This is a genomic window from Ruegeria sp. AI3 (assembly GCF_056541245.1).
Genome location: NZ_JBQFYA010000004.1, coordinates 153,038 through 174,602 on the forward strand (window position 1 = coordinate 153,038; position 21,565 = coordinate 174,602).

Annotated in this window: 15 protein-coding genes and 1 tRNA gene; 4 read left to right on the forward strand and 12 right to left on the reverse strand. The window is 59.4% G+C overall.

Annotation, left to right across the window (positions count from 1 at the left end):
- Positions 1-169: 169 nt before the first annotated feature.
- The 7 genes from ACRZ95_RS08815 to ACRZ95_RS08845 form a co-directional block, all read right to left on the reverse strand.
- Complete coding sequence (locus ACRZ95_RS08815) at positions 170-1,453, reverse strand: dynamin family protein (protein WP_170678129.1); 1,284 nt, start codon at positions 1,451-1,453, stop codon at positions 170-172.
- Positions 1,450-3,492, reverse strand: coding sequence for a dynamin family protein (locus tag ACRZ95_RS08820; RefSeq protein ID WP_170678131.1), 2,043 nt, complete (start codon positions 3,490-3,492; stop codon positions 1,450-1,452). The genes ACRZ95_RS08815 and ACRZ95_RS08820 overlap by 4 nt, the downstream gene beginning before the upstream one ends.
- A gap of 68 nt (positions 3,493-3,560) precedes the next feature.
- Positions 3,561-4,391: a hypothetical protein gene (locus ACRZ95_RS08825; protein WP_170678133.1), complete on the reverse strand. Its 831-nt coding sequence runs from the start codon at positions 4,389-4,391 to the stop codon at positions 3,561-3,563.
- Positions 4,392-4,414: 23 nt separating this feature from the next.
- Entirely contained in the window at positions 4,415-4,816 is a 402-nt protein-coding gene (locus ACRZ95_RS08830) for a hypothetical protein (protein ID WP_170678135.1), read from the reverse strand.
- Positions 4,817-4,853: 37 nt separating this feature from the next.
- The gene (locus ACRZ95_RS08835; protein ID WP_480554812.1) at positions 4,854-6,584 is read right to left on the reverse strand and encodes a dynamin family protein; all 1,731 of its coding nucleotides are present in this window, start codon (positions 6,582-6,584) and stop codon (positions 4,854-4,856) included.
- Positions 6,585-6,592: 8 nt separating this feature from the next.
- Positions 6,593-8,605: a dynamin family protein gene (locus ACRZ95_RS08840; protein WP_170678139.1), complete on the reverse strand. Its 2,013-nt coding sequence runs from the start codon at positions 8,603-8,605 to the stop codon at positions 6,593-6,595.
- A gap of 2 nt (positions 8,606-8,607) precedes the next feature.
- Positions 8,608-9,030 carry a hypothetical protein gene (locus ACRZ95_RS08845; protein WP_170459901.1) on the reverse strand — a complete coding sequence of 141 codons (423 nt, stop codon included), beginning with the start codon at positions 9,028-9,030 and terminating at the stop codon, positions 8,608-8,610.
- A 416-nt stretch (positions 9,031-9,446) separates the two neighbouring features.
- Between ACRZ95_RS08845 and ACRZ95_RS08850 the strand changes: the two genes are divergently transcribed.
- A tRNA-Leu gene (locus tag ACRZ95_RS08850) sits at positions 9,447-9,531 on the forward strand.
- Between the two features lie 80 nt (positions 9,532-9,611).
- Here ACRZ95_RS08850 and ACRZ95_RS08855 read toward each other — a convergent pair.
- Positions 9,612-10,670: a transporter substrate-binding domain-containing protein gene (locus ACRZ95_RS08855; RefSeq protein WP_170678141.1), complete on the reverse strand. Its 1,059-nt coding sequence runs from the start codon at positions 10,668-10,670 to the stop codon at positions 9,612-9,614.
- A 208-nt stretch (positions 10,671-10,878) separates the two neighbouring features.
- Between ACRZ95_RS08855 and dapE the strand changes: the two genes are divergently transcribed.
- Together dapE and rnr are read left to right on the forward strand one after the other, a co-directional pair.
- On the forward strand, positions 10,879-12,018 hold the full coding sequence (dapE, locus tag ACRZ95_RS08860) for a succinyl-diaminopimelate desuccinylase (protein WP_170678143.1): 1,140 nt from the start codon (positions 10,879-10,881) through the stop codon (positions 12,016-12,018).
- 62 nt (positions 12,019-12,080) lie between these two features.
- A complete protein-coding gene (gene rnr / locus ACRZ95_RS08865; protein ID WP_170642576.1) occupies positions 12,081-14,339 on the forward strand; it encodes a ribonuclease R in 2,259 nt (752 codons plus the stop codon).
- Here rnr and ACRZ95_RS08870 read toward each other — a convergent pair.
- From ACRZ95_RS08870 to ACRZ95_RS08885, 4 genes are all read right to left on the reverse strand, one after another.
- A complete protein-coding gene (locus tag ACRZ95_RS08870) occupies positions 14,336-15,448 on the reverse strand; it encodes a TfuA-like protein (protein ID WP_170678145.1) in 1,113 nt (370 codons plus the stop codon). The two genes, rnr and ACRZ95_RS08870, sit on opposite strands and share 4 nt — an antisense overlap.
- Positions 15,445-16,653 (reverse strand): YcaO-like family protein, encoded by a 1,209-nt coding sequence (locus ACRZ95_RS08875; RefSeq protein ID WP_480554815.1) that lies wholly within the window; start codon positions 16,651-16,653, stop codon positions 15,445-15,447. Before ACRZ95_RS08875 ends, ACRZ95_RS08870 begins: the two co-directional genes overlap by 4 nt.
- 20 nt (positions 16,654-16,673) lie before the next feature.
- Positions 16,674-16,970, reverse strand: a complete 297-nt coding sequence (locus ACRZ95_RS08880; RefSeq protein ID WP_419739375.1) for a hypothetical protein — start codon at positions 16,968-16,970, stop codon at positions 16,674-16,676.
- Between the two features lie 102 nt (positions 16,971-17,072).
- On the reverse strand, positions 17,073-20,363 hold the full coding sequence (locus ACRZ95_RS08885; protein WP_170678149.1) for an adenylate/guanylate cyclase domain-containing protein: 3,291 nt from the start codon (positions 20,361-20,363) through the stop codon (positions 17,073-17,075).
- 172 nt (positions 20,364-20,535) lie between these two features.
- Between ACRZ95_RS08885 and ACRZ95_RS08890 the strand changes: the two genes are divergently transcribed.
- Positions 20,536-21,177: an NADPH-dependent F420 reductase gene (locus ACRZ95_RS08890; RefSeq protein WP_480554817.1), complete on the forward strand. Its 642-nt coding sequence runs from the start codon at positions 20,536-20,538 to the stop codon at positions 21,175-21,177.
- Positions 21,178-21,565: the final 388 nt, after the last annotated feature.

Consider the following 21,565-nt stretch of genomic DNA (forward strand, 5'->3'; position numbering starts at 1 on the left):
ATATAGTGTTGATCCCATATTGCAATCATATATGTGGTAAATTCACATATATGATTCGAAAACTGAACCGTCCAAAACACGCGGTTGGTCTACGAATTCGAAACAATAGGGAATCGTTTTGGACAGGCTTCGAATCGCCGCAGTGCAGCTCAATTCCAGGTGGAGAGCGTCAGGTTCCGGTCTTGGACTGTTCGGTCGCCACAGTGCTACCAGCCCAGGCGAGGTTGTCGCTCAGCTGCGCCAGAATGCTGATGGCATCGCGCAAAGGCGCGTCGCCGCTTTCGAATTGCAGCAGCAGCAGAAGGTCGGTGGCCTTTTCGAATTCACCGGGAATCCAGTCCGCATCGGGGTCGATTTCACCGCCCTGTTCCAGACGTTCGGCAAAGTCCTCGACGATTTCCTGACAGCTCTGCAGAAACGCGGCCGGTTCGATATCCGAGGATTCACGCAGGTCCTCATAGATGCTGGCAATCGCGGCCAGCCAGTCTTCGAGGATCGGGTTGTTCAACGGTGGCAGGGCCGATCCGAGCGCAGCTTGAACCGAAGGGCTCTCGGTCTCCGGCTCTGACTCGGGGCCAGCGAGAGTTTCCAGAAATGGCTGGAACAGCTCGGCGATGTCTTTTCGGGCTGCGTTCAGGTCATGCATCCGACGAGCGGAAGCCGCCTCGAGCACCTTCTCGGCTAGATTCTGACCGCCGCAGTTTTCCCACAGATCAAAATCTGGTTCAGGCTCTTGCGCCATAGCTTTCACGGCGACAGGTGTACCGATTGGAACCACGGCGTTGAAAAGGCCTGTTTTTTCCTTGTTCAACCGGGCAAGCACACGGTCCAGTGCATCACGGACGTGAGGCAAATCGGTATGGGTAACGGCCAGCAGACTGTTGTCGCGCAATTCCTGCGGGACCTGTGTCCAGAGATGACGTTCGGTCTCGCGCCAGGCGTTTGTGCCGTTGGTACACCAGATGGCGCAGTCCACAAAACGCAGCAGGTCGAGCGTTGGCTTGTAAGTCTCATCCAACGCGCCCGAGCCGGGCAGATCGAACAGGGATATCTCGCGCAGCGCGGGCGTGTTCAACCCGACGGAGATGAAGTCCGGCTTATCCTCAGCCGCTTTCTCAAGCACAATCCCCGAGTAAGTCTTGGGCTCCTTGTCCCACCAGCCGACGGTGGTTTCCGGTGCGTCCGCGTAGGCGACGATCACGAGCGGCAGCTTCAGATGCTGTGGGCCGGTAGGCAGGATGTCCGCCCCGGCCAGCATATTGGCGAGGCTGGATTTGCCCGCCCCGAATTCCCCGGCAAAACCGATATTGACCGCATTGGACAGACGCTCGGCATGGGCCAAAGCCTTCGCGCGCATATCCTCCAGCGCCGAATCCTTTGGCAGGGATTCGGTTGCGTTCAGAAAGCGCTCAAGCTGTCTGACGTCCTGTTCGGTTCCGGGAAATTCGATCATTCCGCTGCCTTTGCTTGTCCTTCATCCGCGCGCACCGGGCCGAACACCGTTTCCAGTTCATCGGCGATGCGACGGGCCCGATCGAACGCATCCTGCGCTTCGGCCTGAGCATTAGTTTCACCCGATCCGGTCCGGTGTTCAAGATAGCCGCCCAACAGCGCCACATAGTGGTCCAGAACCGTTTTCAGCCGCTCCATCATGTTTTCGCGAGCCGTGTCGATCAGATCATCCCCGATCAGTTCGAATTCCTGCACGATCATCCGCTCTGCGCGCGTGACGACGCTTTTGCGCGAAATCAGGCGCGACAGCCAGTTCACCCGCAACTCCACCGTAATACCGCGAGTAAGAGCTGTGGTGTCCGGACGGAACCACCGCACCGCGCTGGTGTTCATGCGGTTGTCGACCGGGTCCTGCCATCCGGGCAAGGCGCGCAGGGCCGCGTTGGCCTGCATGTCGATCGCGTAAAGCTCGCTCAGCATGCGCTGGCGGACGACCTGCGTGGCCCCCTGGATCAACTCGCGCATCCGGTCGCGTAGAGGGGTAAAGTTCAGCTCGGTCTCAGCGCCTTTGGCCAACAGAGGCGAATTGCCATCCGGGCCACGCACCACGGCCGAGACCGCCTCGGCCACCGTGTCATCCATGACGCCACGCAGATTGGCCAGCACGTCATCCATATCGCGCGTCATCACCTCGGTTTTGTCGGCGACAAGCGCCCTGAGTTCACCAAGCGTCTTGTTGTTTTCGTCCAGATCGACTGTGGCCGAGCCATCCTCGGACTCCAGCGCGCGCAGCTCGGCCTGCGACCGTTCCAATTCGCCTTGCGCGAAACTGTTCAGATGTTGCCACGCCATCCGTAGCTGTTCGCTGCGAGGGCCGTCGGCCAAGGCCTGCGTCACATGCCGCCGCAGATCCGGCAGGCCCGAGGCGATCATGGCGGCAAAGCGCAGCACGCCTTCGCGGCTGATTGGGCCGGGACCTTGCTTGATCTCTTCCACACCGTCCAGATACTGTTTCATCTGCTCGGGGTGGGCACGCAGCCAGGCCAGAACGTCATCGTGATTGACGCCGGTCTCATCCCCGGTCAGCGCATAATGCGCCCATTGGGCACTGCCCATCAGCACGTCAATGTCCGAATTCCCCAGCGCCTGCTCCAGACCATCCAGAACATCACTGCGAACCTTGCCTGCATCCTCGGCCCCGCCGCCCAGCTCATCCACGCGGTTGATGAAGACGACGATCTGACCCAGTTCCAGCGCCTGCATCAGGCGGAACAGCTTCAGGTCAGCCCGCGACAAGGCCTGATGCGCAGACAGAACCACCACAAAGAAATCGGATTCCTTTAGGTACTGGCGCGAGATTTCCTCGCGGATCAGCAGCGGGTCGTTGACGCCCGGCGTGTCGGTAACGGTCAGTGGAAACGGGAAATGGCCGATGTCAAAATAGACCTCGGCCTTACGGGTGATATCGCTGTAGAGCCCCCGATCCGAGCCGGGATCGTGGGTTTCGCTATCGCTCGGATCATCGCCCGCGCAGACATAGCGGGCCAGATCGTCCGAGTTCAGGTCTTCCAGATCGTGGTGCTGACCCAACAATTGTTCGTAACTGTCGCCAAGACGCAGACGGGCGCGGGTTTTCATCGCCTCGACCTGCTCTTCGATCATCTCGCGCTTATAGCTGTCCTCTTCATCAGGGAACATGTTGCGCAGCTCTTCACCCTCGGCGATCAGAGCCTGCCACTGGTGGTTGTCGAAGAAGTGGAACTCTGCCCCGTCGGTCCGGCCCGAAGGATGGCCGAAATGCATATCGGTGATCACCGTCGTCCACGGGTTCACATCCGAGGGCAGGTATTCGGCCTGCCCCGTGAAGCCGTTGATCAAACGCGATTTTCCCGCCTTGATCTGCCCGACAAAGGCGATCGACGGTTTCAACCCCGAAAGGTCTCCGACAATGCGCGAGATGAACTGACGGGTTTCGTCGTTACTCGTCTCGTTCATGTCTTCGGCAACGCGAATAAGCTCGCGGCGACTGGTTTCACTCATAACTTTTTACCCTGGCAACAAGAAACACTGGTTTGAATTGATGGAAAATTTGAAGGATCGGGAGGCGCTCATGAGTCACCCCCGGAAAGTTTGGTCCACAGGCCAACAACGGCACCCAGCTTGCGCGCGTCATGGACGGCAATAGCGGTCTGACCTTGATCCTGCACCACCGCCACGGCGGCCCCCTTGCCCCCCGAAGGACGCATGACAATCAGTTGAGGTTGCTGCAGCTCGGACTGGTTATCATCGTTCCATCCGGTCAGATCCGCCATGAAACGCGCCAGAAGACCGGCATCCGGGCGCAGTGCGGCGTCTCCTTCGAACTGAGGATCACCTCCGTCGATCAGGCCACGCGCCTGCGCGAAACGCTCGGCACTGTCAAAGAACCCCCGCGCGGCAGAGGTGGCATCCGTTGTCTGAAGCGCAGGCTCTTCAATATCCGGTACCACCGAAACAATCGGCTCCGCCGGGAGTTCAATCCGGGCGCAGGCCGTTTCGATTTCGCCAAGCGTGACACCGACGTCATCGGCCTCAAGCTCGGCGTCGGGTTTTAGCGAGACAAATTCCAGCGGCGCGGGCGCGTCGGCGATGTCCGACACCAGCTGCGCAAGTTTGCCGATCAGCCCTTCGCGTGGTTCGGTTTCAAAATCCGGCACCATACCCGACCGCACGCGGAACACATCGGTCACGCGAGCATTGCTAACCTCGATCGCCAGCACGTCGCCGTTGGCCGCGGTGAACTCCAACCGGCGCGGCAGAACGGTACCGCGAATTGCGCGCAGAACACCCGCTCGGCGCGCAACCGAGGTCTCGCCCTCGACCGCGACAGAGCGCGACAAACGTGCAACCGAGGACCGCCCGATATTGTCGAGCATGTCGAGTATGTTCGTATCCATCATACCGTGACCCCCTCTGGTCCCGTTCAGACTGCGGCCGCAACCGGCCCTAAGCTGAGATGTGATTTGGTAAGCGCCAACCCTACATTCGCGCTGTTGCTGCAGATGTAGCAGACCACATGTTCGGGATATTCCCGGGTCCGCTGGAAAATGATCAACCTGTCGCCGGAAAACACCGCGATTTCCCCAAATCCCGGTGTTTCAGAAGCGTCCCCGCCTGCCTCGCGCAGCATGGTTTCAAAAGCCACCACCCCGCGCCCTTGAAACAGGTTTGCCGCGGCCAAAGCCAGCGTGTCCAGCACGTCTGAGGCATCAGGGTCCTTGACGCTGGTGCCCAACAACATCCCCGTCTCCATGTCGACATACCCGGCTGCGACGCAGTCGGGTATGGTCTCCATCGCCGCGGTCAGAGCAACTTGAATAGACATCTAAACCCTGACCTTCTTCGTGTCTTGTCGGCGTCGGCTATAGAACATGCCATTCTGCCCCTCTGTGTTCCCCGGCTTTGGGAATGGACCTGATCGCCTCTTTGGCCTGAGTTTCGATGTGTTCGTGGGCAATCTGGTCGAACTCGGCCAGGAAGGCCAAGAACGCGCGTGTAAGCCCCTCGGCATCGGTTGGCAGATCCCCAGCGGCGGCAAGCTCTCGCCACATTGCGGCTGCGCTGGGAAGCTCGCCTGCGGGGATGTCCAGCAGCCCCTCGTTTGCATCTTCCTCAACCTCTTCCGGTTCGGGCTGCGGCATCAGACGCACTTCGACCAGACCGTTAGTTTCGGGCTCCGGTTCAAAGTCGTCGTCATCGCTGCCCGACTGTTCCGCCATCAAAGCCGTGATCGACGAGACCGAAACCTCGATCCCGGGCGCATCAGACTGGTCTTCGGCGATCTCTGTCGGCGCAGCCTCGGGTGTGTTGGACAAGGTCTTGTTGAGCGAAACCAGAAGGTCTTCGGATTCCTCAGCCTCCGGCGCTGCCTCAACCACGTCATTGGCCGAGCTAGGCGTATCCTCCTCTTCGGCAAAGACATTCTCATCTTCGTCTTCTGCGCCTGAGAATTCGAACACGTCCAGATCCGCCTCGGTGTCAGCGAAAGAGGACAGGTCCAGCGGGTTTTTGGGCTCTTCTCTGAACTGGGCGCGCAGCTGGTCCTCTTCCGTCTCGGCGGGTTGAGGGTCCGGCGTCGGGACCATTTCGGCGCGCAGGCGCTCGGCCTCGTCCGCATTGATCCGCTCCCGCTCTACCTCGTCCGAGCGGCGTTCGACGCGGGACGGGCGCACTGGGAAATTGGTGACCACGCCACTGTCCTGATCTGCCACCTCCGGGGTCTCCGAAGGAACCGGATCCACCAGCTGCAGCGGCGCGACCTCAGCGGTCTCATCCTTGCGCTTGGGCCGGGTCGGGCGCACCAGCGGGCCGTCAGACTGGCTCTTGTCAATTTGGTACCGCGACAGATGGCCGGCGCGGGTGTCCATGATCTGCTCGGTGATCCCAAGGAAGCAGTCGATCATCTTGCCGCCACCGCTGCGCGCCCACATCTCGGGGTCGCCGGTCTTGTCACGCGCGGTAATCGCGTCGCGGGCGGAAAACAGGATCGAACGGTTAAACAGATGCCCGGCCTCGCGGTTGACCCGCCGCAGAACTTTTTGGCGGTCCTTCTGGCCCAGCGCGTCGGCGCGCGTAATCAGCAGGATCGAATTGTGCTGCAACCGTTCGGGCAGAGAGACCCATGTCGCACGTTCAGTTTCCCGCCAGGCCTGTGTCGCATGTGTACACCACAGAACGCCATTAGCCTGCCCGACAGCGCGCTGCCAAACATCGGTCGAGATTTTGGGGTCCGAGATACCAGGCGTGTCGATCAGATCCACCGCCTCAAGAATATCAGCCTCAAGGAAAATTCGGATGAACTGCGCGTCATTGACACCCACACTCTCAAGCTGATCCAGCGAGATATCTTCGGTGCTGCCATCATGGCGTTTGACGTAAGCTGAGCGGTTGCCATAGCTGAACCAAACCGGCGGCAGCTGGGTTGCTGTGACTTGCGTCGGCAAGGCCTGCTTGCGCAGCAGAAAATTCATAAGCGTCGATTTACCGGCGCTGAACTCGCCCATAAGGGCGAAAACCGGCTTACGGCGCGACCACTGCTCGATACGCTCCCATGCCTTGGGGGTGATGAAACGGTTTTGGATGTCTTTTGCCATTTTTCTACTTACGCCGCTTCGTTGCTTAGATCTTTGAGGATGCTACCCAGAATCTCATCACGGGATTTCTGCAATTGCAGACCCGCCATCAGCGCCGGATTCTGCCCTGCATCCTTCTCGGCCGTTGCTGAGATATTCAGCAGGGTTTCCTTTTGCTCACGCAGGAAATCGGTCAGGACGGCCCGCACGTTTTCAAGTACGGCGGCAACCTGATTTTCCTCGATATCTTTGGTGATCGAGTTCGCCTCGGACGCGATCAGGCGGGTATAGTCAGATGCATAAGCTTCAAAACCTTTACGCCGCTGCCACCAGCGCCGCCACCATGTGCTTTGCAGGTCCAGCGCGATGGTGCGACCGATCCCCAGCGGGGGCGGTACACGGGGCACAATCGGGGCTTCGATGTTGAATTCACCCAGATGATTGCCAAGCAGTTTATGATAGAGCGCCTCGACATCCGCCGCCGCAGCCGAATAAAGCGCGCCGGCTTCTTTGCGCATCGAACGGGCAAAACTAAAATACGCCGCTTTTTGCAGCGTCCGCAGACCTGCAGGGTCATACTGCCACGTACCCTGTTCACCATTCTGTTCCAGATGCGAAATCAGAGAGTCCGTGGCCCTTTTGACAAAGCTCGTTTCGGCCGAGTTCAAACGCTCCAGCACCTTGTCGCGCAGCTTGGCGGTCAGGTCGGCGGCCTTTTTGTCATACTCGGCGGAAACAGCGGCAATCGCATCTTCAGGCGACGCGCCGTCAAGATCGCGGACGACACCCTCACCCCCGGACAAAGTCTTTGCAACTGCGGTGGCGCGAATCTGGCTGGCAATGTTGCGCGCCCGGTGGCGCACGCGGTCCAGTAACCTGGCCCCTGCCCCTTCGGCGATACGTTCGTTCATTGCCAATAGCAAGTCAGGCAAGCCCGAAAGCGCCCAAATCTTGTCGAGCGACGGTGCCTGATCCCCGAACCCTGCGGCAAGGTAGAAGGTGTTCAGGGTTTCGCGCGATTCCTCGGTCAGAATATCCGGGTTGCCGGTCAAGGCCGCCTCGGCCCAGAGGGCGCTGCCGAAGACAACACTCGTGTTGGCGTCGATATTGTTCTGTTTCAGTGTGTCCAGAATCCGGTCGCGGATCTCGGGCACCTGGTTCACCGGATCAGCCAGCTCGTCAATTCGGTTCACGAACAGGACGATCTGACGGTTTTCGAACTGAGCGATGATCCGCATCAGCGCCATATCCATTGTGGTCAGCGCCTGACTTGCAGCCAGCACGACAACACAAACCTCGGACCCGCGCAGGCTGCGCAGCGTGATCTGCTCGCGCACCATGAAGGTATCGTTCACACCGGGTGTATCGCAGAGCTTCAGCGCAATCGGGTATTGCGGGATGTCCATGTAGAGCTCGGCCGACTTCGTCACATCGGCGAACCGTCCGGTCTTGGGGTCGATATCCGGATCTTCCTCATCGCCCAGACAGACGTAGCGCTGGATCAGCTCTTCGTCGAAATAGTCGTACTGGTGACTTTGACCCAGAATCAGGTCGAAATGCTTGCCAAGACGTTCTTCTGATTTGGCCTTCATCTCACCGATCTGGCGGCGGATATCGTCCATTTCGTCATCTGCACCGGCGCGGTTGGCCAGCTCGCCCAGACGACCACCACCCACCATCAGGTTGTCCCATTCTTCCTGCTCGAAGAAAGTGAACTTGGACTTGGTGTCGCCCGGCGGACGCGTATTGATGTTCAGCGTCGTGACCACCGAGGTCCACGGGTTGACGTCAGAAGGCAGCAGCGCAGGACGGCCCGCCAGAATATTCACGATCGAGGACTTGCCGGCCTTGACCTGCCCCACCATCGTCACGCTGGCGGTGAAGTTCTCCATCCGCGTTTTGAGCGTCGCCAGACGCGCCGAGGAGCGCGCATCCGCCACCTCTGTCAGTTGGTCGATCTGCGATGTCAACGACGTCATCGCCGACGTCATCGGCATCAGAGCTTCGTTGCCCACAGACAAAAGGTGGTCATTGCGCGCCATGTTTAGCCTCCGGTTCCTGTTGCCGCGATCCGGTGCGCGTGATCCGCGCCTTGAGCCGGGATCCCGGTCAGGGTGTCGATACGGGCAATAAGGTTCAGGGCGTTGCCCAGAATCTCGGCCTCGGCCCGTGGTGTAATGGTTTCGTAGCCTTCGGAATCTGCCAGAACCTCGATCGAGCTGAAGCGGTCGCCGTTTTCAAGGCAGGCAACGCGACGCCCGGTCGGAAAGCCATCAGATTTGCTGGCGGGCAGCGGCATCCGCGCGTTTGCCAGCAGATAGTGCTGACCCGAATGGGTGCGCAGTGAAATTCCAAAGCCGGTATTGGGGTAGTCACGGTTCAGGGTTTTGAGTTCACCCAGAAAACTCTCACGTGCAAAGATGACGGCATCCTGCTCGTGGGCAGCGGAGTTGTTCGGATCGGTCACAGCAAAGAACCTCGAGACTGGAGTTGAGCAAAAAAACTCGTAAGGGCGCCTAAGTGGCAGAAAAGACTCATTAACTCCTACGCGACCAAGAAGCCCGTTCAAGGCGGTGTTATTTTGACGCGAATAAGATATTTTGGCGTTTCAAATGTGGCGCCATTAAGGCGCGCGATTCATAAGAATGCCTCAACCCCTACGTGTACGGGGTTGTCCTTCAAAAACATCTATCTCGCGACAAACCGCATAGTCTGCAAATTGGCAACGTTGGCGGACTATACCGCAGCGCTTGGCAAATACCAGCGAATCGCAATGGCGTTTTGTTCAAGTGCAAAAACTTGCCATTGGGTGGATTTTACCCCTCGCGCTGGAGGAAAAGCTTTGCTATCCAGCGCTCCAGTTCGACGCGTAAGCGTCCGGTTGCGGGTGTGGCGAAATTGGTAGACGCACCAGATTTAGGTTCTGGCGCCGCAAGGCGTGGGGGTTCAAGTCCCTCCACCCGCACCACTGATGTCCATAGGCGATAATTGAAGCGTTTCAGCTGGTCCGCTCAGTTGGCTGTCCCTGTGAAACCAGAGGCCTGCCCCTTAGTTTCGCGACCCGAACCATTTACGGTAAATCTCGTCATAGGTACCGTCTTCGCGCAAAGCCAGCAGCGCCTGATTGACCTCTTCCACCAAGGGTGATCCCGTCGGGAAGGCTATGCCGTAGTTTTCGCGCAGGAAGATCCCTCCGGTCATCGTGGCGATACGGCGACCCTCATGGGCGGCGAAATAGGACAGGACCGGGGCGTCGAATACGACGGCATTCAAGTCTTCGGCCTTGAAAGCCTCCAACATTTCATCAAGCCCGGGGTAGGCGACGTATTCGATCTCGCGCCGGTTGAGGAAACTGGCCGCCGTCGATCCCTCGATCGTGCCGACATTCTTGCCGTAAAGGTCATTGACCGAGTTCACATTTCCGGTGATCGCATCCACAGTCATGACACTGGTGATACGGGCGGTGAAGACCGAGACGATGAACAGGGACGACACCACCAGTATGACGCCCAAAATCCGGCCAAAGGGCGTGCGGGGCATCCTCTCTTCAAAGCCGCCGTTGACGACCAGATTCAGTGCCCACCAGAAGGATGGAAACCAAGCCTCGTTCAATTTCCGATCGAAATAGGGCTGCGCGCGACGTTCGAACCCCCACATCAGCATGCCGCCCCCAAGAAGGATGGCAAAGGCCAAGCCGATGGCAAAGAACAGCTCAGCCGACAGCAGCGCCTGCAGCAGCGACGGCTTGCGTGCCGAATCCGAGGGCACCATGATCTGCAACCCGGCCTCGAAGATCGGCTGGCTGAAATCCATCTGCGTCTCGCGCAGCGCGGTGATCGAGATATTTGCGATCGCCAGATCCGCCGTTCCATCCTGCACAGCCCCCAGCATGTCACCGAAGGCCTCGACCCGGGTGACGGAATACTCCCACTCCAGCGACTCGGCGAGCGCTGCTAGCAGATCCATGGAAAAACCAGCCTCGGCACCGTCCTCGACATAGGAAAACGGTGGGCGGGTCACCGTGGTGACGTTCAAGGTTTGGGCCAGGCTTTGCTGTGCGAGAACGGCGAAAGTCAGGCTGATCAATGCGTAAAAGGCGCGTTTCATGGTCAAATTACCTGTTTCGCCGCCCTGTAGCGCGATTGAGGTCAAAACAGCAAGGTCACCGCAGGGTAAAGCACCATGTTTTATTGGCGTCTCAACTCGACACATTGTGGGAATTACCGGGGGAATCTGGCGGATTGGGGTTGGCAATCCGGCCAATTCGTTGAATCTGTGCGGTAACCTGAACGAAAACCCAACCCCGAGGCCCGAAATGACGGACGCAGTTCAATTGACAGCGGATTTGATCCGTTGCCCATCGGTCACACCCGTTGAAGGGGGGGCTTTGGTCTTGTTGGAAAATCTGCTGTCAGATGCGGGGTTTGACTGCACGCGGGTGGATCGTGGCGGCATCAGCAACCTGTTCGCTCGTTGGGGGGGCAAAGGGCATCCGCGCAGTTTTGGCTTCAATGGCCATACCGATGTTGTTCCGGTAGGCGATGAGGCCGCATGGACCAAGCCACCATTCGGAGCCGAGGTGCATGACGGCGTCATGTTCGGACGCGGCACAAACGACATGAAATCCGGGGTCGCGGCCTTTGCAGCCGCAGCTATTGATTTCGTCCGCGATACCCCACCCGATGGGGCCATCATCCTGACCATTACCGGGGATGAGGAAGGCGACGCGCTGGACGGCACGACGGCCCTGCTGGACTATATGGATCAATCGCACGAGCGGATGTCGGTCTGTCTGGTGGGCGAGCCAACCTGTCCCAACCGTATGGGCGAGATGATCAAGATCGGTCGTCGCGGCTCAATGACCGCTTGGTTTACAGTGACCGGGGTGCAGGGGCATTCGGCCTATCCGCATCGGGCGAAGAACCCTCTGCCGGCGATGGCGCGGTTAATGGATCGGCTCGCCAGTCACGAGTTGGATCAGGGAAGCGATCACTTCGATGCCTCTACGCTGGCCGTAGTGACAATCGACACTGGCAATGCCGCGACCAACGTGATCCCGGCGCAATGCAGCGGGGCGGTGAATATCCGCTTTAACGACCTGCATTCCGGGGCTGCCCTTAGCGATTGGTTGCTGCAGCAGGCCGATCAGGTGGCGCAGGATTTCGGCGTTGAGATTGAGACACGGATCAAGATCTCGGGCGAAAGCTTTCTGACCCCTCCGGGCACGCTTTCCGATCTGGTGTCAAAAGCCGTCGAAGCCGAGACTGGCATCACGCCCGAGCTGTCGACAACGGGCGGCACGTCCGACGCGCGGTTTGTCAAGAACCACTGCCCGGTGGTCGAGTTCGGGCTGGTCGGGCGGACTATGCATCAGGTGGACGAATGCGTCGAGGTAGCTCAGATCAAGCAGCTCAAGGCGATCTATACCCGCATCCTGAAAGACTACTTCGCCTGACTGGGTCAGGGGGCTGCGATTTTAGTCATGACGCCGTCTCACCACCGTGCTAGGCCAAACCCATGACTCGCATCCCCACCAAGCAAGAGGTCCTGGATTGGATCTCGGCGAACCCCACCCTGACCTCGAAACGCGATATCGCAAAGGCCTTTGGCATCAAGGGCGCGGATCGGATTGATCTGAAACGCATCCTCAAAGAGCTTGAGGCCGAAGGGCATCTGGAAAAGCGCAAGCGCAGTTACCGCGACCCGGATCGCCTACCTCCGGTCAGTGTGCTGCAGGTGAAGGCCCCCAATGAGGATGGCGACCTGTTCGCGCGGCCATTGGAATGGCATGGGGAAGGGGTTGAGCCGATTGTCCTCCTGATCACCCGCGCCAGCGATCCCGCGTTGGGCGAAGGCGACCGGATTCTGGCCCGTCTGACTGTGGTGCAGGAAGAAGACCACAATTACGAGGCCCGCCTGATCCGCCGCATCGGGACCAACCCGCGCAAGATCGTAGGTCTGTTCCGCAAAGGGGCCGAAGGCGGGCGGATCGTGCCCATCGACAAGGCCAGCCAGACCGAATGGCAAGTGCCCGAAGGCGCGGTGCATGGGGCCAAAGACGGTGAACTGGTCGAGGCCGAACAGGCCGGACCCAAATCTCGCATGGGCCTGCCCCGCGCCCGCATTGTCGAACGTTTGGGCGACCCGTCCGCGCCAAAGGCTGTGTCGCTGATCGCGATCCATCAACATGGCATCCCCGACGATTTTCCCGACAAGGTCATCGCCGAAGCTGACAAGGCCAAACCCGTTGGTCTGAAGGGTCGCGAAGACTTGCGGGACATGCCGCTGCTGACCATCGACCCCTCGGATGCGCGCGACCATGATGACGCCTGCTATGCTCATGCCGATGACGACCCCAAGAACCCCCGCGGCCATGTGATCTGGGTCGCAATTGCCGACGTCGCCGCCTATGTACAGCCCGGCACCGCACTGGACCGCGAGGCGCGCAAGCGTGGCAACTCCAGCTATTTCCCGGATCGCGTCGTGCCGATGCTGCCGGATCGCCTGTCAGGTGATCTGTGTTCCCTGCACGAAGGTGTCCCGCGGGCCTGTATCGCCGTGCGGATGCAAATCGACGCCGAGGGCAACAAGATCGGCCATCGCTTCGTGCGAGGTTTGATGCGCTCGGCCGCGTCGCTGCACTATGCTGAGGTGCAGGAGGCCATCGACGGCTCCCCCAATGACCGCACGGGACCGTTGTTGGAGACGGTTCTGAAGCCGCTCTACGCCGCCTATACCGCGCTTAAAACCGCGCGCGCGGCGCGGCAACCGCTGGAGCTGGACCTACCGGAACGCAAGATTGTTCTGTCCGATACGGGCGAGGTCACCAGCGTCGCCTTCCGCGACCGTTTGGACGCGCATAAGCTGATCGAAGAGTTCATGATCCTTGCCAACGTCGCCGCAGCTGAAGCGCTGATTGCGAAACGTCGGCCACTGTTGTTCCGCGTCCACGAAGAACCCGCGCCTGAAAAGCTGGAAAGCTTGCGCGAAACGGCCCAAGCCGCTGGCCTGAACCTTGCCAAGGGTCAGGTTCTGCAAACCCGTCACCTGAACGCCCTGCTGAATGCGGCTGCGGGTACCGAGGATGCGGAACTGATCAACCTGACGACCCTGCGGTCGATGGCGCAGGCCTATTACAATCCCGAAAACTTCGGTCATTTCGGGTTGGCATTACGGAACTATGCACATTTCACCTCGCCCATTCGTCGCTATGCTGACCTGATCGTCCACCGCGCGCTGATCTCGGGCCATGGCTGGGGTGATGACGGTCTGACCGAGGATGAAATCGCCCGGCTTGACGAAACCGCGACCCATATCTCGGACACTGAGCGACGCTCGATGATGGCTGAACGCGACACGACTGACCGCTATTTGGCGGCCTATCTCAGCGAACGTGTGGGCAATGAGTTCAAGGGCCGGATCAGCGGAATCGCGCGCTTCGGGGCCTTCGTGAAGATGGACGAAACCGGCGCGGACGGGCTGGTGCCTGTCCGATCGCTGGGGCGTGAGTTCTTCCATTTCGACCGCGAAGCGGGAACCCTCATGGGCTCGGATACCGGTCTGATCATAGCAATAGGCCAACGTGTCACTGTGCGATTGACCGAGGCGACACCGGTCACGGGCGGCTTGGAATTGGAGTTACTCTCCATTGACGATCAGGCCCTGCCCCGAGGACGCGGGCCGAAGGGACGCGCAACCAGACGCAAGTCGGTCAGCACCAAGCGCAAGAAGGACAAGATCAAGCGTAAGGTCGAACGAAAACGGCGTCAGCGCTAGCCTTTGTCCGCAGGTTGTGACGACCCCTGTGCAAAGACGAGCAAGTCTCGCATACGGTCGTTCAGGTGGGGCTCAATCTGTTGCCGCGCACGGGCGATCCGCGCGCTTTCCTCCAACTTGCGGGACAGGGCGTCGATATCCACGCCGTTTCGACTCAGCCAGTGCTGCAGCGCCTGCTGATCAAGCAGGCCGTGCCGCTGCCGAAACTCTGATACTGCAAGCACAAGGTCTTCGCCCGGAACGGGTTGCCCGGAGTGCTGGTCCAGCGCAAGAGCCAGCGCGTCGATCTCTGCGGCAAGGCGCAGCGCGTCGAACCGATCACCGGAGGCGGTCATGCATCGCGCAAGGACCTCAGGATCATTCAGCGGGTTATGAGACAGCACGCCTGTCAGAAGGGTTTCGAACGCATCCGTATGCCGGAACTCGAACGCTGGCGCGGCGGGAAGCGTATCGTTCCGCCAGTCGTTCTCCACACGCTTCAAACAGGCCTGTGCATCGCGGTTTTTCTGATCAATTCGACCCTCGGGAAGCCATGCCTCAAGGCGGTCTGCGGCGACCGGGTCCAAAGCTGCACAGTCTTCCAAGAGGCTGTCAAAGCTGCGATCGGGATAAAACCTGCGACGGGCGGCTGCGACAAGGGCATCCGCCAACTGCCGCTCAACAACCTGCGCGGCGACAGCGGCATCCAGTGTCCAGCGGATGTTCACCAGTGGCTCGGAAAGGTTGGCAAAACCGACCTCTTCAGGCGCATGGATCAGGGCGACCTCATCATCAGCTTCAAGCCGGAATTGGGCGAACGCGTCAAAGATCTCACCGACCCCGACCATGCCAAAACTGCCAAGCTCACACGCGCGCAGAGCACCGATCGAGGCGGCACCATAGACGGGGATGCCTTCGGACAAGGCCCACAGGATTTCCTTGTGGTAGACGGCAGGCAAGGCCTCGAAATAGCCATCCAGCAGGATGATGGCACGCGGGCGAGCAAGCGCTGCCTTCAGCAGATCGCCCTGCGCCGCAGGCCCAAGACGCCGGATCGGCAACCGGTCTTCCACGTCACACCGGCGCGGCAGGGAAGGACCGGCAAAGAGGACGATGTCACCTTGGCTCATGACACCTTCCGCGCGCGCGCTCCGGGGCGGTATCCGGGCGCGTAGGATGTACCTTCAAGCCCCGGCGCAATGACCCGCATGACCGTTGCGGGCAGGTCGGGAACCGAAAGATCAACTGCAACCGGCACCTCAAGCCCGGCCCGTTCTAGCGCGGCCAGCATGCAGTCAAGGCTATCACGAGGGGAGCGGACCTGATGAAACGGCACTCGATCGAACCGGTGTGGCGTGTCCGCCTCAACGATCTCGGCGCGCTGCGACCAGAGCGTTTCCGCATTACGCCGTGCTTCATAATAGTCGCGCGTGCGATCATCCCGCGCGCCTGAGATGAGGGTCAGCCGACTTTGCGCCGCTTCGGTCAGGGCACGAGACAAGGCGATGCCCCGCGCAGGGTGGCACCCTGCCCCCGAGGCCGCCTGCAAGCCACGTCTCGTGTCATCCTGACGGTCGATGATTGTTGCAAAGAATGCGGGAATTCCAAGGTCCGAGGTCACGTCCCAGATCGCGCAAGCCACGCCTGCGGCGTCAAACCTGTCAAGAAGCGCTTTGCAAGTCGGGTCTGTGACGGAGTGCAGATCGACCCGGCAGGACGCCATGTTGCTTGGGTTGAGCTTCCACAAAGTCACCGCATCACGCTCCAGCGTTTCGGCCAGAGCCTGACAGGTAGCCTCATCAACGCTGCTGCCCGAGGCGAGGCCGGTCGACGACATCAGACAACACCCCAATCCGGGCTGCAGGGGTAGCGTGTAATCCATGTGGACTAGTTCAAAGGGGACCCAGACCGAATGATCATCTGAGAGCGCCTTTCCCTCGGCCCAAAGCACGGGTTTGCCGCGCGAAATGGGGTGATCTGAGATCCTGGGCAGACGCTCAAGATCAATCACTTTTTCCGACTTCGCCAAGTCATCGGCGCATGCCAGACGCAGGGGCAAAACCGGAGTTTCGGCGCAGCTGAGCTCGACCGCCTCCATCAAGGCCGAAACCTTTGCATCCGCGACGGTCGCGCCTTTGCCTTGCGTCACGGCCAGAGACCGCGCATTCGGGCGATGCGCGGCGTAGACGGGAATGCCGATGCAATCCAGGCCGGTCAGTTCAGCCAGCCGGGTGACGCCAAGGCGTTTCATATGGGGCAAGACACGGTCCAGAACCTGTACGGACGGAACCGCGTGGGCAGGCGCTCGGTGCTGGTCTTCCCCCTCCTGCCCCATGTCTGTCAGAGGGGCTGATCCTAGCTGCGTGTGAATTTGTGCCTCTGTTTCAGCCCGTCGATATTGACCAGATAGCAGGTCCCTTCGGGTTCGAACTTGTCAGGCGGCAGGAAGTCTTTGGGCGGGATGGTGGCAAGGTTCACACCACATTCCAGAAGCTCTCGCACCAAGGCCCAGCCCTTGTCGTTCTGGTACTTCTCGGGATCAACCTGATAGGCTTTGTTGTCCCAGACCTCACGCGGGATATGCAGCACTGTGCCATCATCGCTTGCAATAATCAGGTCGTGTCTAAAATTCTCAATATCGCTTTCGGACATTATGTCTCCTCCACTCAATACAGGCACGTTCACTACAGCAAATCGAACCCGTTGCCGCAAGCTTTCCCTCGGGCTGGGGCAGTCTTGGGCCAATGGGCCGTGTTAGAGGAACCCAGAATAGCGTGCAGCGTCGATCAACGCAGCGATGCGCTGTTTGATCAGGGGCATGTCATCCGAGCCTGTCAGGGTGGCGATATCTGCCACGACATTGCGCAGCGTCTCGGGCAGGTTTTGCTGGCTGCTGTCCAGAAGGCGGGCGCACAGGTTGGGTACTTCTGACAGGTCTTTCTGCGTCTGGCTGGATGCAATCAAAGGCAACAGCGCGGACCATTCAAACGGATAAGCGATCGAGGTCTTCTCGAATTGAACCATCGCGTCGCGGGCCAGCTTGCACGCGGTACTGTCTGCGCTGCGCTGCCATGCCTCCCACGACAGGTTGGCGGTCGCCAATGCAATATATTCGTGCATCTGTAGTTCCCGCGCCAGCGCAATGCTTTCATGAGACAGGCGCGTGGCCTCGGATGGGTTGTGCATGCGCCGGTAGACGAGCGACAGATAGGTCATGCAGCGCACCTCGATCTTCCGGTGACCGGATTTGCGCGCGGCCTCCAAACCTGCGCTCATCGCCTCCTGTGCCTGAGGCAGGCGGATGCTGTGCAGATTGACGAACCCAAGGATAAACAGGGCCGAGGCAACTATGGCGAGATTGCCGGTTTCCTCAGCCGCAGACACATAGTTCGATGCGGTTCCAATCGTGTCTTCAGTCGGATCATAGCGCGACATTCTGAGGTCACGCAGCACCAGTTGATCGAAATACTCGGCGCGTTGTTCTGCGGTCATGCTGCCCACATCCTGCGCAAGCCCGGCCGCCAGTTGAGACATCGCCTCGCCATCCCCGCTCCAGTAGTGAACATTGAGCGTATTAAGCTGGATGTCGATCCACTCTCGCAGCAGCTCGGCGTCGTCCCGCCACGCGGTTTGATCCAGCGCAGCCTCGGCGGCGGCAAGTTCGGCCAGTGATCCCGCGCGATCCTGTTGCAACGCATTGCCGGTCAGACGGTGCAACCGAGCAGTTTTCCGCGGGTTGTCTTGAACCAACACTACGGCCTCACGATAAGCCGCAACCGCGCCGTCAAGGTCGTGAACCAAGGTCAAGACGGTGCCAAGCTGTTCCAGCAGATCGGCACGTTCCGGCAGGGTGCCGGGGTGTAACCCGTCTGAAAGGGTGACCTGTTCCAGATGGTTCAACGCGGATTTAAAATAGGCCGTGGCCTCTGTATTTGCATAGCGCGAACTTGCCTGCTCCGCAGCTTGTTGGAAGCACCGAGTCGCTTCCGCATGGTTGCCGGACAACCCCCAATGGCTGCCGAGAACATGAGCGGGCGTGATTTTGCGAAACCGCGCACCAAGTACAGCCGCAATACGCGCATGCACCATTGCACGCACGGATCGCAGCATGGTCTCATACGCTGCATCGCGCATCAGGGCGTGGCGGAATGAGTATCTGCGAGCCGCAGCCGGGGCGGGAACAATAATCTGCGCCGATACCAACGTGTTTAAATGAGCCGACAGCGCATGATCGGATTCATCAATCACGGCAGACAGAACGTCGAAGGAAAAATCCCGACCAATGGCCGCAGCCGTCTGCAGTATCCGGCGGGATTCGGGGTGACGATCAAGGCGGGCGACCAACAACTCGTTCAGCGTGGTCGGTACCGCCGTCTCATCAATCGAGGTGCCGCCCCCATCGGTTCGGTCAAAGACCCCGGTTTCAATGAACGACTTGGAAAGCTCTTCGGCAAAAAGCGGCACCCCGTCGGACCGATCTGCGATCAATTCCAGCACTGGCATCGGAACTGGTTTCAGATCGTAGACATGTGCGGCAATCTCGCCGATTTCCTCGTTGGACAGCCGGGTCAGTTCGACGCGGGAATTGACCTCCCACGCGGTTTGAAACGCGGGCCTGCAGGTAAGCAGTACCATGACCTGCTCATCTTTGAACGTCTCGAGCAGCCGTCCCAATAGCTCTTTGGTGGTCGGGTCGATCCAGTGAAGGTCCTCGAAGACAACCAGCACTTTCTTGTCGCGCACATACCATTCGAACAGAGCAATCAGCGCCTGAAACGTCATCTCTTTCCGGCCCAGCGCATCAAGAGGCAGCGTGGTGTCGCGCCCGTGTTCGCGAAACTGCATCAAGGCATCCGCCAATGAGGCTGTCTTGCTCGGATCCAGAGTTGTAGCCGAAAAAATCTGTTCCAGCCGCTGGGCCGTGTCCCCGGCCGAAAGCTGCCCCCCGCCCAAAACCATAGACCAGATTTGGTTCAGCACCGGATACAAGGCGTCATTGGTGTGAAAGGGCGAGCATTGAAAGCGCAGAACGTCGCCCTCTGCCTCAAGCACATGCGATACGAACTCTTCCACCAGTCGGGACTTGCCGATCCCCGGCTCACCGGAAATGAGCATCGAGCGCGGAACGCCCTGCTCGACCTGCTCCCACGCGCTATCCAACTGGCCCAGCTCAACCTTGCGGTTGATGATCGGTAGCTTCTCTTTGGACCGACGCTTGAAATCGGGGGAGGGGCCGTCCGTTGCGCCTTCGACGCGCCAGATACGCACCTCGCCCCGGAAGCCTTTCAATTTGTGATTTCCCAGATCGGTCAGATCGAATTTGCCTTCGACGATCTTTTTGGTTTCATCCGAAATCGCCAAGGTGCCCGGTTTTGCCATCAACTGGATACGGGCAGCCAGGTTGGGCGCGCGCCCGACGGCCTGATCCTCTTCGATATACGAGTTGCGGATCAGGTCCCCGACAACGACATTGCCCGTTGCGATGCCAATGCGGCAATTCAGCTTGACCCCATGCGGCCGCCCCAGAAAATGCATCGAATCGGCGATGCTCAGCCCCGATCGGATCGCCCGTTCGGCGTCATGATCATAGGCCTGCGGCCAGCCGAAATAGGCCAGAACGCCATCACCAAGATATTGCGCGACAAAGCCGCCATATTCCTCGACAATCTCGGTCACGGCGCTTTTGTAGCTGGTCAACAGGGTCGAAAGCTCTTCTGCATCCAATTGTTCGGACAGTTGGGTCGAGCCGACAAGATCCGTGAACACCACTGAAAGCTGCCGCCGCTGTTGCGGCGCGACCGAGTGACTGCGATCCGCCTTTTCCGCAAATGGACCGTTTGTCAGGTCCGATGCCTGACCACTGCGGAGCAAAGCAATTGCGTTCAGCAACTGACGGCGATGGCCAACCGACGCGACCCCCATATCCCTGAGATCTTCTGCAGTGATCGTCGGCAACAGGCTGCCATCCACATCATGGTCATGAAACGCTGAGATGTAGCGCTCCATTCCAAGCGCGCGCAGCCAATCGTCGAGATCAATTGCCATCGTGTTATTTCACCATTCACCCTGCCAACGGGCACTTACAGCGCGGCTGAAACACACCAATCGCCCGCCTGAAGCGCTGCAATCTGAAAGAGAGCGCAAAAAACAATTATCATCATGATACCGATTCCACTATCCTCGGAATCGCAACATTATCAAGGGGAAGAACGTCGTCGTGCCCAACTCAAGAAATTTGCTTATCGTCGGAACTGGCAATGTCGCCAACGCGCTTGCGCGCCGGTTTTCTGCAACGGATCATGTGGTTCATATAGGCTCGCGAGATGCCGGACGGGGGGCCGAGGCCGCGGACCGACATGGTATAAAAGGTGGCCTTGCAGCCGATCTGGTTCAACACGCCGAGGTTGTGTTCATCGCCGTCCCATTCACGGCGCTGGACGATACATTGGACGCTCTGGGGTCACTGGAAGGCAAGTTGGTGGTCGACTGCACCAACCCCCTGACCGATGACTACATGGCTTTGACCCTGGGGCATTCCACGTCCGCAGGCGAGGTCTGCCAGGCGAAGCTGCCGGGCGTTCCGGTCGTCAAGGCCTTCAACGCGATCTTTGCTGATGTCGTTGACTCGGATCCAACCTATGGCGGCATCCGCCCTCAGGTGTTCCTTGCCGGGGACGATGCTGGGGCAAAAGAAACGGTGGCCGAGTTGGTGCGTGCCATCAATTATGACCCGGTCGATAGCGGGGCCATGCTGAGCGCACGGTATCTGGAACCTCTGGCCGAGTTGATCATTCAGATGGCCTATGTTCAGGGCGAAGGCACGCGGATCACGCCCGTCATCCTGCGCTCCGACGCATAGTCGCGCTTGAATACGCAGAGAAGCAGGCAGGCTCGGACGCTCTGCCTGCTTCAAAGGCCCATTGCAAAAGCGGCATACGCCGCGCATCTGGGTCGGAACTTCGGATAGCCGCTCGTTGACTTCCGACGTGATAGCCTCATTGACCGTGTCACCCGCCATACGGTTCTTCCCAGCTTCGCAAAACTCTTTCGATCAGAAGGAATACAGGCTTTCTGCGACTTAGCAGCAGCACAGGGTGGCAGTACTTGTCTGTCCACCGAGGTCGGTCGAAATATAGTCCTGATTTCCTCCTCAGCTAAGTACTGCTTGGGTGTCTTTCGTTTGACACCTCTGACCAGCTTTTCAGCCGCACTCTTCGATGCGAGATTTCTGGGACATATCAGAACAG